Source organism: candidate division WOR-3 bacterium (genome assembly GCA_039802005.1).
Taxonomy (GTDB): domain Bacteria; phylum Hydrothermota; class Tepidihabitantia; order SM23-42; family JAOAFX01; genus JAOAFX01.
The window spans coordinates 16,706-32,175 of the sequence record JBDRVV010000029.1; the positions used below are offsets into that span (position 1 = coordinate 16,706).

At 39.0% G+C, this 15,470-nt stretch carries 14 protein-coding genes and 1 other RNA gene; 7 read left to right on the plus strand and 8 right to left on the minus strand.

All coding sequences use genetic code 11. The features are described from left to right. Positions 1 to 16 precede the first annotated feature (16 nt). From ABIL69_09290 to alr, 3 genes are read right to left on the minus strand one after another with little or no spacing between them, the layout of a single operon-like run. Positions 17 to 481, minus strand: a complete 465-nt coding sequence (locus ABIL69_09290; GenBank protein MEO0124177.1) for a cyclic nucleotide-binding domain-containing protein — start codon at positions 479 to 481, stop codon at positions 17 to 19. Next, positions 478 to 1,509 (minus strand): LysM peptidoglycan-binding domain-containing protein, encoded by a 1,032-nt coding sequence (locus tag ABIL69_09295; GenBank protein ID MEO0124178.1) that lies wholly within the window; start codon positions 1,507 to 1,509, stop codon positions 478 to 480. The genes ABIL69_09290 and ABIL69_09295 overlap by 4 nt, the downstream gene beginning before the upstream one ends. Position 1,510: 1 nt before the next feature. Continuing rightward, entirely contained in the window at positions 1,511 to 2,719 is a 1,209-nt protein-coding gene (alr, locus tag ABIL69_09300; protein ID MEO0124179.1) for an alanine racemase, read from the minus strand. Positions 2,720 to 2,817: 98 nt separating this feature from the next. Between alr and ABIL69_09305 the strand changes: the two genes are divergently transcribed. The 7 genes from ABIL69_09305 to ABIL69_09335 all read left to right on the plus strand — a co-directional run bounded on the left by ABIL69_09305 (position 2,818) and on the right by ABIL69_09335 (position 10,096). After that, a complete protein-coding gene (locus ABIL69_09305; protein MEO0124180.1) occupies positions 2,818 to 4,047 on the plus strand; it encodes a tetratricopeptide repeat protein in 1,230 nt (409 codons plus the stop codon). Then, the gene (locus tag ABIL69_09310; protein MEO0124181.1) at positions 4,044 to 5,030 is read left to right on the plus strand and encodes an ABC transporter substrate-binding protein; all 987 of its coding nucleotides are present in this window, start codon (positions 4,044 to 4,046) and stop codon (positions 5,028 to 5,030) included. The genes ABIL69_09305 and ABIL69_09310 overlap by 4 nt, the downstream gene beginning before the upstream one ends. A gap of 6 nt (positions 5,031 to 5,036) precedes the next feature. After that, positions 5,037 to 5,321: signal recognition particle sRNA large type (gene ffs / locus ABIL69_09315), an RNA gene on the plus strand. A 91-nt stretch (positions 5,322 to 5,412) separates the two neighbouring features. After that, a complete protein-coding gene (gene dnaX, locus ABIL69_09320) occupies positions 5,413 to 6,843 on the plus strand; it encodes a DNA polymerase III subunit gamma/tau (GenBank protein MEO0124182.1) in 1,431 nt (476 codons plus the stop codon). A 33-nt stretch (positions 6,844 to 6,876) separates the two neighbouring features. Continuing rightward, positions 6,877 to 7,158: a YbaB/EbfC family nucleoid-associated protein gene (locus ABIL69_09325; protein ID MEO0124183.1), complete on the plus strand. Its 282-nt coding sequence runs from the start codon at positions 6,877 to 6,879 to the stop codon at positions 7,156 to 7,158. A gap of 114 nt (positions 7,159 to 7,272) precedes the next feature. Continuing rightward, entirely contained in the window at positions 7,273 to 9,138 is a 1,866-nt protein-coding gene (locus tag ABIL69_09330; protein MEO0124184.1) for a FlgD immunoglobulin-like domain containing protein, read from the plus strand. Positions 9,139 to 9,352: 214 nt separating this feature from the next. Continuing rightward, positions 9,353 to 10,096 carry a hypothetical protein gene (locus ABIL69_09335; protein MEO0124185.1) on the plus strand — a complete coding sequence of 248 codons (744 nt, stop codon included), beginning with the start codon at positions 9,353 to 9,355 and terminating at the stop codon, positions 10,094 to 10,096. 41 nt (positions 10,097 to 10,137) lie between these two features. On the opposite strand, the gene ABIL69_09340 is transcribed toward ABIL69_09335, so the two are convergent. The 5 genes from ABIL69_09340 to ABIL69_09360 are packed head-to-tail and all read right to left on the minus strand — an operon-like array spanning position 10,138 to position 15,277. After that, positions 10,138 to 11,988 carry a M1 family aminopeptidase gene (locus ABIL69_09340; GenBank protein MEO0124186.1) on the minus strand — a complete coding sequence of 617 codons (1,851 nt, stop codon included), beginning with the start codon at positions 11,986 to 11,988 and terminating at the stop codon, positions 10,138 to 10,140. 18 nt (positions 11,989 to 12,006) lie between these two features. Beyond that, positions 12,007 to 12,822: an agmatinase gene (speB, locus tag ABIL69_09345; protein MEO0124187.1), complete on the minus strand. Its 816-nt coding sequence runs from the start codon at positions 12,820 to 12,822 to the stop codon at positions 12,007 to 12,009. A gap of 19 nt (positions 12,823 to 12,841) precedes the next feature. Beyond that, positions 12,842 to 13,555, minus strand: coding sequence for a 4Fe-4S binding protein (locus ABIL69_09350; GenBank protein ID MEO0124188.1), 714 nt, complete (start codon positions 13,553 to 13,555; stop codon positions 12,842 to 12,844). Between the two features lie 6 nt (positions 13,556 to 13,561). Beyond that, positions 13,562 to 13,858, minus strand: a complete 297-nt coding sequence (locus ABIL69_09355) for a GYD domain-containing protein (GenBank protein ID MEO0124189.1) — start codon at positions 13,856 to 13,858, stop codon at positions 13,562 to 13,564. Positions 13,859 to 13,906: 48 nt separating this feature from the next. Next, positions 13,907 to 15,277, minus strand: coding sequence for a sigma-54 dependent transcriptional regulator (locus ABIL69_09360; protein ID MEO0124190.1), 1,371 nt, complete (start codon positions 15,275 to 15,277; stop codon positions 13,907 to 13,909). Between the last annotated feature and the right edge of the window lie 193 nt (positions 15,278 to 15,470).

Genomic DNA, 15,470 nt, shown 5'->3' on the forward strand with positions numbered 1-15,470 from the left:
TTTATCACCCCTTTGATTAAAAAGTCTTCGCTATAGAAAAGATACTTTTTAACTGTTCGTCAGTTTTCCTCAACCGTGCTGAAAGGGTGCGGGTAAAAACCCAAAGAAGTTTATATGCAATGCCTGTATCCTTGGCAAGGAGTCTGCGAAAATCGTCTTTTCCAATTACCAATAGAATTGTATCATCATTGGCAATCGCTGATGCGGAACGCGGGGCATCATCAATCAAAGCCATTTCACCAAAATATTCTCCTTCGCGCAGTATCGTCAATGCCTCTTCACCTACACCGGGAACAATTGTAGAAATCCTGACACTACCCGAGACAATCAAATAAAAGGCATCACCAATGTCTCCTTCTTTGAAGATCACTTCATTTTTCTTTACCCGCTTTTCTTTTGAGATAGAAATAAGTATATCCATTTCACTCGGGGTCAATTCCCGGAAAAGGTAGACCTGGCTTAATGCCTCCTTCTCTTTCATCGTGCCTCCATAACCAGACGACATTTCTCACCGCGTTTTATCACGGGTATTTTTTCTTCCCATCTGAGAAGGCCTACACATGCCCTTTCAAAGATGCTAACCACCTGAACTTTGGCGACTGTGAAATCGGGCATTTTCTTTCCGCCAACAACCCTTTCCTGATAGATATCAAAAATATCACCTACTGCAACACCCGAATTCTCACCGAAATCAAGATATACAAAAATATGGGGTGGGGTTGAGTATGTGTGATATGTCTTCACCTCTACGACATAACCTTCAAGTGTTTGAGTGGCAGGCACAAGCGTGACATTCTCTGGAGCAAGCTGGGGTTGATAAGGTGTTAAGAAATCACCTTTTCTAATGATGTCATAGGAATCGATCACCTTGCACCTTGAACCTCCTTGCCCGACCTCCTCAACTTCTGCCCTTCCCAAAACGATAATCTCTTTACCTAAAAATGCACCTGTCTTTGGATGGTTAATGTTTTTGCCTGGACGGTAAATTGTGAGGATGTCGCCCTTTTTCACATCTGCTGAACGGTCAATGTAAATTGTTTTATATGCTGAGATATTAACCTCGCCTGAAGGCTCGGTTCCCGTTATCTTACCCCAGTAAGGTAGTTCTTCAGTCAATATAAAACCTGCACGGTGAATGAGGTCTTCACTAAATATTCTTTCCTCGGGCTTCACCATTGAGACAATCTCCGCGGTTTTCTTACTTGGTGCTGGAATATATGTATATGTTTCAGGCACTACCTCGGGTGCAACCTCGGTTGGTGTTTCGGGCGCGGGAACCATCCCTAATGATTCTTCAGGAGAGGGTGGAATGACAAAGACCTGATCAGGATATATCCAGTGTGGATCTTCAATCTTGGTGAGATTTGCCCGCCATATATAGGGCCATAAGAACGGATTTTGATAGTAAAACCCAGCAATATCCCAGAGTGTATCACCGGGTTTTACCGTATGGGTTGTCTCCTGGGCAAATATGGAGACAAAGACCAGAAGCAAAGCCAATCGCTTCATACTAACCTCCTTTTCTATATTTTTTACAACTACTTAGGTTTATATGATTCTGCCATCTTCCTAACAAATTCCTTATGCTCACTATTTTATCTTTATTTTTAAAAACCCTGGCAACCCTTGGACCAATACCCGAGGTTATTTCGTAAACTATTGTATTGCACTTTTGCGCCACCTCTTCAGCCCTTATTTCTTCTTTGCCATCCCTGCCAATGAGTGTGACAACATCTCTTAATTTTGCCTGTGGGATATCGGTCACATCAATCATCATCAAATCCATACATATTGTTCCAACGATCTTTGCCCTCTTACCATGACAAAGAACCTCCGCATTGTTTGATAACATCCTGGGATAACCATCTCCATAACCAACACTCAAGGTTGCTATACGGCTCTTTCTATTTGTGCGGTAGGTATGACCATAACTTATTGGGGTACCTCTGGGGACAGTATGGATGTTAACAATCCTTGACTTCAAACTCATCACCGGTTTAAAATGAGCTTTGTAGTTAACCTCAGGGGAAGATCTTAAACCATAAAGAGAGATTCCCGGTCTGACCAGATTAAAATGGGATTGTGGATAGCGAAATATACCAGAAGAATTTGCAAGGTGAATGAATTTTGGTCTTATATGCATTGTATTGAGACGCGCAAGCAGGTATGAAAATTTTTTAATCTGTTCCCTGGAAAATGCCCCGTCTGTATCTGCCATGGGAAAATGGGAGAATATGCCTTCTATCTTTATATAAGGTGAACTCAAAATTTTTTTTAATGCATCAATGGTTTTATCATAAGGAAATCCTGTGCGCGTCATTCCGGTATCAACTTCAATATGCACCAATATCGGCTTTTTGTAATGCATTAGTTTTCTGTTCAATCTTTCAAAGAATGCAAGTTCTGAAATTGTTGGAATGAGATTATATTCTATACATTCATCAATCTGTTCATCCATAATGGGACTCAATATCACTATCTTTGTTTTGATTCCCGCGAATCTCAACTCAATCCCTTCTTCAATACTTGCAACACCAAACATATCAACGCCGAGTTTCTGGAGTGTTTTTGCGATTTCAACTGCACCATGACCATAGGCATCGGCTTTAATCGCTGCCATTATTTTTTTGTTGCCAACGGTTTTTTTTACCAATCTAAAATTATTTGCGAGCCGATCAAGATAAATTTCTGCCCAGGCTCTGCCAATTATTCCGTCCATTAATTTAAATATATACATAAATTTTAAAAAATCAAGAGTGAAGTTTACTATTGACTTTGAATTTTTTTTATATAGAATAACCTTGAAGGAGGCAAATAATGAAAAAAGCAATTACTATTATATTACCGGTGGTGGTTTTATTATTTTTAGGATGTCCACCTACATGGAAAAATGCGTGTAAGATTTATATTGGGCAGCAGGATTATGAAAATGCAAAAAAACAGGCATTGGAAGGAATAAAAATCGCACCGGACGATTATGAGGCATATTGCCTCTTGGGTAAGGCAGAACTTGGTTTAGGCAATTATCCGGAAGCAAGCAAGGCCTTTCAGGCCGGTTTCAAAAAAGATTCGTTGGCAACTATAAAATGGTTGAAAACTGATGAAAATGGTAATAATGTATCTGCATACTGGCAGATATTTTATAGCACTGCTTACAAGGCATTTTTAGACAGAAATTATGATGAGGCACTTGTAAACTTGAAATTCGCCCAGAGACTTGACCCAGAAAATGCGAGCCAGTATATACTTGAAGGAAATATGTATGTGGAAATGGGTGAAAAAGAAAAAGCAATGTCCGTATACCAAAGGGTTCTTGAATTTGATAAGGAAAATGCTGAAGCAAGTTATTTCATTGCCAGGGTTTATTTTGATCAACAGAAATACGACTCCTGTCTTTTTTACTTAAATAATTCTATAAAAACATTTGAAAAAGAGTATACCAAGTATAAAAATTTGTTGTTTAAAAATGTAGAATTCAATCAAAATCTTGGCGCCGAACTGGTAAAATTGTGGAAGGAAGGTAAAAAAGATGCGTTAGACCAGTTCATTAAAGTAAAACTCGGATATGATGATGGTTTGTCAGCCCATGAAAAAAATGTGGAAAAATTTGTAAAGGAAAACGAAGGGTTGGGTAGGGCATATTATCTTACCGGTGTTGTTTATCTTAATACAAGAAATGATACGCTTGCACTGAGAAATCTCGCGAAGTCTGCAGAATTTATGCCCGAAGACGTAGATGCCCTTTATTTCCTCGGTGAGCTTCTGATTAGATTGGGTAAGTGGTCTGAAGCGAGAAAATATTTAGAAAAACTTGTAGAAGTAAAACCCGATGATTTCCCTGCCTGGTTTTATATCGGTGTGTCTTATTCCCAGGAGAAGAATTATAAAAAGGCGATTGAAATTTATGAAGAAAAAGCACTGCCTCTGGAACCCAACAATATTGAAGTTTTGACAAACCTTGCATATGCCTATCGTGAAATAGGTAATACAAAAAAATCCTGGGAATACCTGCAAAAGGCAGATAAGATATCAAAGGAGAAAAAATGAGCACAAAGACGACAGAGGCAATTCTTAATATCCTGATCTTCTTTGGTTTAGTTGCGCTTTTATTCGTTGTCGGGTATCCCCAGTATAAAGAAGCACAGCCTGTCAAAATTCGTATTGGTGTTGATAAATCCTTTGGTGGAATTGCTTTTTATGTTGCGCAAATTGATACCACGCGAAGATATTTTCAACTTGAGAAAATTGCACCTGAATTTGTGGATATCAAAGGTGACCCACTTGAGGGAATAAAAAATGGAAATTACGATGTTTGTGCGGTTCCATGGTATAAACTTTTAATCTCACCGAGTATAAATGGCGATACTGTAAAGGCAGTGGGAACAATCACATTCAAGGGAATTGCAGATGCAGTCATAATTCCAAAGGGTACGAAAATGAAGTTTCTTAAGGACCTAAATGGAAAGAAGATAGGTTATCTCAATGATGATTCCTATATATTTGATCTAATTGCGCCAAACTTTGCGATTGAAAAACTCACGAAATATACCAGGGTTCCTTTAAGCGTTGAAGAATTGCCAACTGCACTATCAACAAAAAAGGTGGATGCAATTTTCATTCTTGAACCTTACCGAAGTTATCTGTTGTTTTCAGGTGATACTGTTCTTGATGAAGGATTGGTTAATCGTTACATTATGCCTTCAATGCCTTATCTTGCGATCGTTATGCGTAAGAGTTTTGTCCAGAATGAACGCCTTGCTTCATTCAGATTAAAAAATGTAATTGATGGAGTGCTCGGCTATATCCGACTCCATCCTGAGATTGGAAAGCAAGTTCTTGTGAGGAATAATGACTGGCCATCAGATCCTACATTCCTTGCAAGCATAAGAATGCCTGATTTCCAGAGACTCGCAGAGGTTGATCTAAAGGCAATAGAAGGATTCCAGACTTATCTGGTAAGAAATGGTATTGGAACCTGTGGTATAAAACCCCAGGAATTTCTTTTTGAGAAAACAGATTTCAGAAGGTAATTCCGGTCGTGCTAAACGGGGAGCTAGCGGTGCCCTGACTCCGCCATCAGAATGGCGGATGACCCGAAATCCGCTTATGCGGGGTGAATGCCCTATGGAGCAGGTGATTTCAGGGGCAACAGCATGGATCAAAGGGCGTTGACGCTCGGGTCTTATGAAAGCACCGTCTACAAACCCCGCCAGGTCCGGAAGGAAGCAACGGTAAGTAGAAATGGGCTGGTCATAAGGGAGCCTGGGCTGAGTTCTTTACCCTGCTGTTCCTGGAATGGCCGGCGAATTAGGGTTGCACGACCGGATAATAGGGAAAAATGATTAGATAACGGAAAATAGGAATTGAAGAAGTTTTTCAATCATTTAATTATTTAGCCAGATACCAATAATTATGGCGCACAGGGTTTTTTCATTAAAATATCGTCCTCAAAATTTTGATGAACTGACAGGACAGGATCATATTGTCCTTTCTCTTAAAGGCGCAATCAACAGTGGTGCGATAGGTCATGCATTTCTATTTGCCGGACCGAGGGGTGTTGGAAAAACAACCACCGCCAGGATATTTGCCAAGAGTTTGAATTGCATAAATGGTCCGACAGTTAATCCCTGTCAGGAGTGTCCATCCTGTAAAGAGATAGCAACGAGTAGAAGCATTGATGTTATAGAAATTGATGGTGCATCAAATCGTGGTATTGATGAAATAAGAAATCTACGGGAAAGCATCAAATACGCCCCGCTTCATGGTAAGTACAAAATTTATATCATTGATGAAGTCCATATGCTTACACCTGAGGCGTTCAATGCTTTATTAAAAACGCTTGAAGAACCACCACCGAGTGTTGTTTTTATACTTGCAACAACAAACCCCGCGAAGGTACCCGCAACGATTGTTTCAAGATGCCAGCGTTTTACATTTAAGCGCCTTTCCATTACTGAAATCAGTCAGCGGTTAAAGAAAATTGCTCAAATGGAAGGAATTGAAATAACTGATAAGGCATTATACTATCTTGCCCTGAGGGCTGATGGTAGTATCCGCGATGGCGAAAGCATTCTTGAACAATTGACTTCTTTCTCTGAAGGTAAGATAACCGAGGAGGATGTATTTAAACTCATTGGCTTTCTGAGTGTTGACTTTTATATTGAATTGATGAATAAAATCGTCCAGAATGACCTTGCAGGAATGATTTTATTGTTGAATAAAGGCATTGAAGAAGGGGCGGATGTTCTTGAGATCTATAAAGGATTGGTGGGTTATTTTAGAAAGACCTTACTTGCCCATATTGGAATTGATTATGAACTGATTGAATCATCGCCCGAAGAGCTCAATCTTTTGAAAAGTATAAATCTGGATCAGGCACGAATTATAAATTTAATTGAAACCAGTCTGAGATCCGAGGATGTCATAAAAAGATCAATAAATCCAAGGATTGCGCTTGAATTGCTTTTTGCCCAGTTTATCTTGAATTCACAAACAAACAATAAGATTCAGTCAATAAAAAACAACCAGGATATATTCCAGGCGCAGAAGGTTTTGACCAGTAAAGAAAAATTGATTGCGTATCTTAGCAAAAAAAGCCCGAAAATTTCTGCAATAATCTATCAAACGGAATTAAAGATAAATGAGAATAATGTTGAAATAATTGTAAATAATGATTTCCAGCATAAAGAGTTGACGGCACATCAAAAATTATTAATTGAGGCATTGAAAAGTATTATCGGGCAGGATGTAATTTTGAAAATAAATATTGTTGAGCCACAGAAGAAATCCAATGATCTAACAGATACGATAATATCAATGTTTGATGGAGAAGAAGTTAGATAAATGGATATCATCCTGTATTAATCGGTATAAAGAATGAAGGATATTTTTAAACAGGCGTTAAAATTACAGGAAAAATTGCAAGAAGAATTAAAAAAGATAAGGGTTGAAGGTAGTGCAGGTGGAGGGATGGTGCGTATTGAAATGGACGGGGAACATAATGTGCTTTCAGTAAAGATTGAACCGCAGATCATTGAAGAAAAAGATATCAATATGCTCCAGGATTTGATAATTGCGGCATTCAACGATGCCCAGAATAAGGTCAAAGAAAAAGTTCGGGAAAGTGTATCATCTTTAACTGGTTTACCTCTTTTTTAATTAAACCCAATTTTATCATTGACAGGACAGAAATATTAAATATAATTATTATGTGGATTTCGCTACCAGGGCCATTGGGAACTGGGGAAGACTTTTAAAAAGAAAGGAGGATTAATGAAAGGCACTAAGATAAGTCTTCGGTTTTTGGTTATAGCACTTTTGCTTACACTACCTTATTCTTTATATGGAATCAGCTCAACCAAAAACGCAGAAACAAAAAATAATCAGATCCAATCTGTTGAAAAAAATGAGTCCGTTGTATTTGCAGCACGACAGGAATTTGTTGATAGTTTTGAAAGGGCAGATCTTGCACCCTGGACCACATACGGCTATCCGGGTAGTGTCCAGATGCTGACTTTTGGTATGAGGGATACAACTAATAATTATGGACCACAGGCACCAGCACATTCTGGTTATCGTTATCCTGGACACCCGAGCAATGATGTTGCGCTCTATCCTTCACCGGGTCAAAATCCTGGTAATGGCGTTTGTCTTGAATCACCAACAATCGATTTAACTGGTTGGGATTCACTCTTTGTATCATTCTCTTACTGGGGTGATTTTGAAGGTAATGCAACAAACTTTGATGGATTCATTCTGCAAATTACAACAAACAATGGCTCAACCTGGACACAGGTTGATGCATCTCATTTAGGACATTTAATCCCCACCTATGACCAGCGTCTTGCTAACACAGGTCTATTAGGAAATGCATGGGCATATTGTTATGATACAAGACCAAACTGGGTTGATGTCGCCTCACTCAATCTTATGGCACTCGGCTATGCCGCACCTGGAAACCAAATCAAGATTCGTTTTGTATTTGCCTATGATGCACTTGATGGTGGGCAGGGTTGCTTTATTGATGATATCAGAGTAGCATCTACCCCCTCTGCAGACCTCCAGCCACCTACGATTGAACACGCACCACTTGAGGATACACCGGATACAACAAATGGTTATATCGTAACGGCGACGATAACTGACCCGGGTAGCGGAGTTAATCCCGATTCAGTGATTCTAAACTATCGCATTGAGAATGGTCCCTGGAATCAACTGACAATGCAGGAAGTCGGAACCGATATCTATGAGACAACCATACCACCACAGCACTATCATACCGATATCTACTATTACATAAGAGCGGTTGATAATGCAGGTAATGGCGCCAATACCCAGACATATAATTTTGAAGTAACAAGTGCAATTACACTATTTTACGATGATGGACAGCCGTACTGGATACCGGGTGGATTGAGTATTGGTTCGGGAATGTTCGTGAGATTTGATTTTGCTCCAGCAGGCATTGACAGTGGGCTTCTCCACGAAGTAAAATTTTTCTTCAGCAGGGCAGGATATTTTGATTTAAAGGTTTATGCGATCGGTACTGGCGGAGCGCCCGGATCATTGATTTATACAAAACCCAATCTCCAATCCCCAGGATATGATTGGTACAGTGAAGAGATAACCAATGCCAATATTCGGGTAGTGCCTGGTGCGGTAGTTGGGTTTATAATTGGACCACCGATTGGAACAGACACAGTCAGTTGTTTGATGGACCCGGCATTGAATTACCAGCAGAATATGTGGATATATCAAAATAACCAGTGGGGAAATCCAACGAGTGGTGGTGATTTTATGATAAGGCTTAAAGTCATTCCTCTACCTCAATATGGCATAAAAGAAAGTTCAAATAAATCCATTGTACCCAAATTAGAGCTACAACCTAACTTTATCACTGGAAATGGCGCAACCATAAAATACACCGTCACAAACGCAGAAAAAATTAAACTGGTTGTTTATGATATAACCGGAAAGGTTGTGAAAACCATTGTTAACAAATATCAGGAACCAGGTACATATACGGTCCGCTGGAACGGCAAAGACCAAAATGGGAAATCGGTTTCTGCGGGTATTTATTTTGTAACCCTTGATACTGGAACAGAACCATTGACCAGGAAGGCAGTTCTTGTAAGATAACTGGCTAAATGACTATACCCCTGTCGGGTATATTTTGAACCCGACAGGGGTATATTTAGTTATATTTTTGTGCAATATATTATACTTTTGTAAAATTTGTTGTGAAAAATGATAACAAAAACCTTTGTTTTTCAGGAGTTTTTTTATACAAATCTGGCACAGATTTTGCATATAAGGTTTTTAGAAGTAGTTATTTGGCAAAAAAGGAGGTAATATGAAGCCAAAACTCGTTATTGTGTGGTTTGCTGTGTTGCTGGTGTTTTTTGTAGGCTGTGGTAAAAAGGTAGATGAGGATGAACTTTACCAGGCAAACAATCTAATCCAGGGTCTTACCATGCTTGGAATGATGACTGATGTTGATGCCTACAGTAGTAGTTATCTATGTGCACCACCATTATGGGAAGGTCCGGCAGCATATAATGTGCCTGAGGAGTGGGCGGATCTTTACTACAGGTTTGTTATAAAATTTCCGGTTGACAGCCAGGGGGTTACTATTGACTCGGGACATCTTTATCTTATGTTTACCCCTGATATCTGGGATTCCGCGCATGCCAATGATACAATCATAAAGATGGACATAGGATTGCTTGCTGATAATAGAAATATATGGTTCCGCGCAGTGGTCGGCATTCCTGATACAACCCATGTGACTGGTGATTTGAAATGGAACTGGAATTCTACCTGGTATCGCTATGAATTTGATAATAGCACGGTCACAGAAGCAGCATTGATAAACATAACAACTTCTTCAGATATTAGACTATCAGCCCAATTCAAATTTGGTGATGATGGTGCTGGTACTACCGAAGACAACTGGGCAAAGTTTGATCAGACAATCTTTGTCCGCTATGAATTCTTTGCCCAACCCGACCCAAACGGATATGATGGCTATTTTATTCTTTTGAGCGAAGGATGGAAGGTAAAGCACTATTTCAAACTGGCAAGACCAGCAGCATAAACTGGATATTCAGTTAAAAGGGGAGCGTCTGCTCCCCTTTTTTATTTTATTACGATTACCTTTCTTAAAGTATGAGCCGACTTTATGTAATAAACACCTGATGCTGTGGGTTCAAATTTTAATTTTTCAGTATTGTTTTTAAATACGAGTCTGCCACTCGCATCATATATTTCAATCTCCTTCGGTTGTTTAAATTCAAGATTTATTTTGCGCATAATAGTTGGAATATTTATTCTCTCTGATAGTGATTCATGTTTCTGTTCATCTATTCCGGTAACGATATTTTGCTGAATTATCCAGCGTTCAGGGTCAACAACGATTGATACTGGTTCTTGATTTACGAGAAATTCAAAATGTTGGGGTGATTGATTTATCTGGAGGGTTATTATTGTGTCACTACTTAAGAAATGTATTCCAACCGGCAGGGGATTATGAAAGACTGCGGGACCGATTGTCTGGATCTGGGTGATATCAAGCGTCAAACGCCAGTTTGGTGATTCATAGATTTTGTTCCAGGTTACTCGGTAATAAGGATAACCCATTCCATAGACAAATTCATTAAAGAACCAGTCATAGTTATTACCCAATACTTGATTCATTATACGATTCAGGTCATCGGTTGAGGCATTCTTATAGGCAAAGGAGTCGCGATATGTTGATAGCAACTCAAGCCACATACTATCACTGCCACAGAGATAACGAATCATATGTAAGACCCAGGATCCTTTACAATAACTGTGTCCCCACGAAAAGATTAGATTTGACGGTGGATTGTAAATAGGGTGGGGGTTTACATTTTCTGCACCAAAATAACTGGTTAGTCTACTAATCATAGTATTTATGAATGCCTGATGTCCTTCTCGGCGTTCAAGATAGAGTGCATCACAATATGTGGCAAATCCTTCATTGAGCCAGACATTCTGCCAGCCAAAACAGGTTATCATATCACCCCACCACTGATGGGAGAGTTCGTGCGCCATTCCATAATAATCATTGTTTATAATCCATTGCCGGTGGATTGTGCTCATCGTCTGGTGTTCCATTCCACCGTAATAAAACGGACTCACGACATTCATACCATATCGTTCAAACGGGTAGTCACCAAATAGAGAATCGTAAAAATAAATCATATCGGTCGTCAGAGAGAATGCAGTTGGTGCATAGATTGTATCTTCGGGCCAGAGATAATATTTTATCTCAATACTTTCACCTGGGGCAGGATAAAACCAGTCAGAATATGTCTTATATATGCTTGAGGCAAAATGTATCAAATAGGGTGAAATTGGATAATTATGTTTCCAGTGATATGTAGCATAACCCTGGGATACGGTCTTACCGAGATATTCCCCCGTGGCACAGACAGTAAAAGAGTCGGGCACGGTAATATAAAATTCTACTCCATAATCAGCCTTGTCCCACAATCGGTCATAACAGGGAAACCATTTCTTCTCCGCAAATGGACAGCCCAGGGTATAAGAAATTGGATGAAGGTTTTGATAGAATAGATAGCCCATATTACCTGTCCCGGTCCCGCTATATCCAACCATAACGCTGAATGAATCACCAAGATTGTAAGAATGGGGTAAGTTTACAAAAATTGTGTCAGCAATGTGCGCATAAGTAGCTGAAATACCATCCACCTTTATTGAATCAACGCTCAATCCTGATAAATATAGGTCTATCTGATTTAAATTATTCAGATTGCTGCGCATTGCAACAGTAACCGCACCTGAAAGATAGCGAGAATTCATGGGCAGATGCAAATTTATCAAATAGTGGAGGACATTATATGAATGTGTTGATTCGGCAAAGACTGATTCAGGGTAAAAGACCTGTTTATTTTCAAAATCAGAAAAATTTTGATTAAGTATGATAAATAAAAGGACAAACATAATTTCTCCCTTGAACTTCTATTTACTCATTATCAAAATTAACTCCCTCAAAATAACCGCAACTGCCGAACCAGATGCGTAGGGGGAACTAGCAAGGGGATTGTATTCCACTATATCCGCACCAATTATCTTTCTATTTTTTAAAAGTAGCAGGGAATCTATCAGCTCCTTAATGGTTATTCCATTAGGTTCAGGTGTTGCGACGGCGGGAACCTGTGAAGGGTCAATAACATCCACATCTATTGTTATATAAATAGGGTCGGGGATCTTTTTGAGAATCTTTTTTAAAGGTTTCAATGCTTCAAATCTAAAGAGATTTTTATTCAAATAAAATTCATCTTCTGTACCGGAACGAATGCCGAATTGATAGATGTTATTTAACCCGATAATATCTCCTGCCCTGCGCATTGCTGCTGCATGGCTGAATTTCTCTCCATGATAATTATCTCTTAAATCAGCGTGGGCGTCAAAATGGATGATTGAAAATTTCTTGATAACCCTATTTATGCCTTTCACTATTGGAAATGATACGGTATGCTCGCCACCCAGGAATATCACCCTTTTACCCTTTTTATACAATTCAAATGCCTTTTCTTCCATTTCTTTTAACTGGTCATCAGTCTCAAATTCATAATCATCAAGGTCCGCAATCTTTACAGATTCAACTGATCGATTCTGATAAGGTGAGAACCACTCAATATTTTCTGTGCACATCCTTATGTACCGCGGTCCAAACCTGGAGCCCGGAACAAAGGATGATGTGCGGTCATAAGGGAAGCCGATAATGACAATATCGGCGCTTTTAAGAGCGGAATTAGCATATTCTATTATCATTTTGTTTTCCTTTTTAATTTTATGCAGCGTTTGTATATCCGAGGGCACCAGCCATTGTTATAGCCTTTATTGGACAGACTTCAAAACATCTTCCGCATCCTATACATTTGGATTTATCTATTGTGTGCCTTTGCCCCGGCATTCCATCTATTGCCTTGAACTGACATACTTTGATACATTCGCCACATCCGTCACACTTTAAAGAGATAATGCCATAAGGTCTTGCCACGGCACGGTCAACAAAACAATTCAATGGACATTTATGAAAACAGATTCCGCAGGAATTACATTTTTGGTAATCAATAATAGGAAGATTATCTTTTAATATTATCGCTCCATAAGGGCAGACTTCTACGCAAATCCCACATCCGGTGCAACCAAATTTGCAAAATTTTTTTACCCTTTCTTCAGTATCGTTTGAGTTACAGGCGAGATATATCAACTGGGAACGTGGTGCCAATGCAAGAACATGTCTGGGGCATTCTTCCACACATAGCCCACAACCGTCACACAGATCCTGGTTGATGACCGGTAATCTGTTTTTACTCATTTGAATTGCCTTTTTGGGGCAAATATCAACGCAGTGTCCATCTCCAAGACAGCCATATACACAGGCTTTGTTCCCTCTAAACAATGTATAATTTAACCAGCAATCTTTAGGTCCTTTATAGACAAATGAATCTTTTGCGTTAATCCCTCCTTTGCACCTCAGAACACAGATATATTCTTCCATTTATCTCTAAAGGTCTTTTATCAATTCAATAAATCTCTTGTATGGTATTGCTGTCCATGATTCGGCTGATACAGCACCACCAGAAAGGCTGATCATTGAAACCTTTGCTGCAGTTTCTTCATCGGGGGCTTCATATATATCTAAGAAATCATAAGGTCCCAATAGCGCATAATGGGCAAGGAATTTAACATCAGGACAATCCTTTTTTACCCGCTCCATCCATTGTCTGCCAATTTCTGCCCTCTTTTTTAAATCCTTGGTAAGCTCCGGTGATAATTTTGTTGCAAGAATAAATGTTGCCATATCAACTCCTTTCTCAAGATTATATTCTGATTAAAATTGAAGTCAATATCAAACTTTGAATTCAAAAGGATTGATATTATGTTTTTTCATTAATCGGATCAAAAAATTTCTTGATACACCAATTAATTCTGCAGCCCGGGTTTGATTACCCTGGGTCTGGGAAAGTGCCTTCTTCACAAGTTCGCTCTCAAGTTTATTAATTGCCTCATTATAATTTAAAGTAGACGACTGTTCAATTTTTGGCGGTTCAATGAATTTCAGGGTTATATCTTCAGGTTTTATAAATTTATCACGAGTAATGATTATTGCCTTTTCAATTGTGTTCCTTAATTCCCTGATATTTCCTGGCCATTCATAATTTTTCAGAATTTCCATTGCCTCTTCTGTTATCCCTTGAATATCCTTATGGTATTCCTTCGCAATTTCTCTTAAAAAGTGTTCAACAAGGGGAACGATATCTTCTTTTCTTTCGCGCAGGGCTGGCAGATGGATGGGAAAGGTATTTATTCTAAAGAATAAGTCTTTTCTAAATAAGCCCTTGTTTACCATTTCTTCAAGATTTTCATTTGTTGCCACTATTATTCGCACATCTACCATAATATCTTTTTTGCCACCTAATTTTCTGAATCTCTTTTCTTCAATAACCTTCAACAATTTACCCTGAAGCAGCATTGGCATACTGCTGATTTCGTCGAGAAATAATGTTCCGCTATGGGCAAGTTCAACCAAGCCTTCTTTTCTTCTCCGGGCATCGGTGAATGCACCGGGTTCATAACCAAATAACTCAGATTCAAGAAGATTTTCAGGTATGGTTGTGCAATCAATATCTACAAATGGTCCATCATTGCGATTACTTATCTGATGGATATAAAGGGCGAGAAGTCCTTTCCCGGTTCCGCTTTCACCTTCTAACAAAACAGTTGAGTTTGTTTTAGCCACCTCTTTCACCTGACTCAGAATTTCATCCATCTTTTTTGATTTGTATATTAAAGGTGTTAATTTTCCCCTTATCAAAACCTGCAGTTTATCACGATAAAGGTCGCGCTCTTTCTTTATTGTAAGATTTTGTTGAATCTGTTTTACAATGATCCGCAATTCCTGGGCGTCGAGCGGTTTCAAGAGATAGTTTATTGCACCAATTTCCATTGCCTTGACTGCATCTTTAATCTCTCCATAACCGGTTATGATTATGACATTTGCATCAGGATCATATTCTTTCATTTTTTTCAGAAGGTCAATGCCCTTGATATCAGGCAGTCGCTGGTCAAGAATTACCACCATAGGTGAGTTCTGTGTAAATAATTTCCATGCCTGTTCACCATTTACTGCAGAAAACACTGTATAATTTTCTTCTTCAAAAAGGGCTAAAAGGAAGTTTCTTACGGATTCATCATCATCTATAACAAGGATTGGATACATATAGAATTATATTCATGGTTTCTTATCTGTCAATAAATATTTCAAGCAGAATCAATTATCGTACTACTACAAATTTGCCGGTCTGTTGACCAACCTTGGAATCAACATGGAAGACATATACACCACTCGCCACTAACTGCCGATTATCCGTCAATAAATCCCACCACTCATCACCACCAGCATCTCCTAAAAC

Bases quoted from the DNA above. Each gene is read 5' to 3' on its own strand.
- ABIL69_09290 (MEO0124177.1), bottom strand. From the start codon at position 481: ATGAAAGAGAAGGAGGCATTAAGCCAGGTCTACCTTTTCCGGGAATTG.
- ABIL69_09305 (MEO0124180.1), top strand. From the start codon at position 2,818: ATGAAAAAAGCAATTACTATTATATTACCGGTGGTGGTTTTATTATTT.
- ABIL69_09360 (MEO0124190.1), bottom strand. From the start codon at position 15,277: ATGTATCCAATCCTTGTTATAGATGATGATGAATCCGTAAGAAACTTC.
- ABIL69_09325 (MEO0124183.1), top strand. From the start codon at position 6,877: ATGAAGGATATTTTTAAACAGGCGTTAAAATTACAGGAAAAATTGCAA.
- alr (MEO0124179.1), bottom strand. From the start codon at position 2,719: ATGGACGGAATAATTGGCAGAGCCTGGGCAGAAATTTATCTTGATCGG.
- dnaX (MEO0124182.1), top strand. From the start codon at position 5,413: ATGGCGCACAGGGTTTTTTCATTAAAATATCGTCCTCAAAATTTTGAT.
- ABIL69_09310 (MEO0124181.1), top strand. From the start codon at position 4,044: ATGAGCACAAAGACGACAGAGGCAATTCTTAATATCCTGATCTTCTTT.
- ABIL69_09295 (MEO0124178.1), bottom strand. From the start codon at position 1,509: ATGAAGCGATTGGCTTTGCTTCTGGTCTTTGTCTCCATATTTGCCCAG.
- ABIL69_09335 (MEO0124185.1), top strand. From the start codon at position 9,353: ATGAAGCCAAAACTCGTTATTGTGTGGTTTGCTGTGTTGCTGGTGTTT.
- ABIL69_09340 (MEO0124186.1), bottom strand. From the start codon at position 11,988: ATGTTTGTCCTTTTATTTATCATACTTAATCAAAATTTTTCTGATTTT.
- ABIL69_09350 (MEO0124188.1), bottom strand. From the start codon at position 13,555: ATGGAAGAATATATCTGTGTTCTGAGGTGCAAAGGAGGGATTAACGCA.
- speB (MEO0124187.1), bottom strand. From the start codon at position 12,822: ATGATAATAGAATATGCTAATTCCGCTCTTAAAAGCGCCGATATTGTC.
- ABIL69_09355 (MEO0124189.1), bottom strand. From the start codon at position 13,858: ATGGCAACATTTATTCTTGCAACAAAATTATCACCGGAGCTTACCAAG.
- ABIL69_09330 (MEO0124184.1), top strand. From the start codon at position 7,273: ATGAAAGGCACTAAGATAAGTCTTCGGTTTTTGGTTATAGCACTTTTG.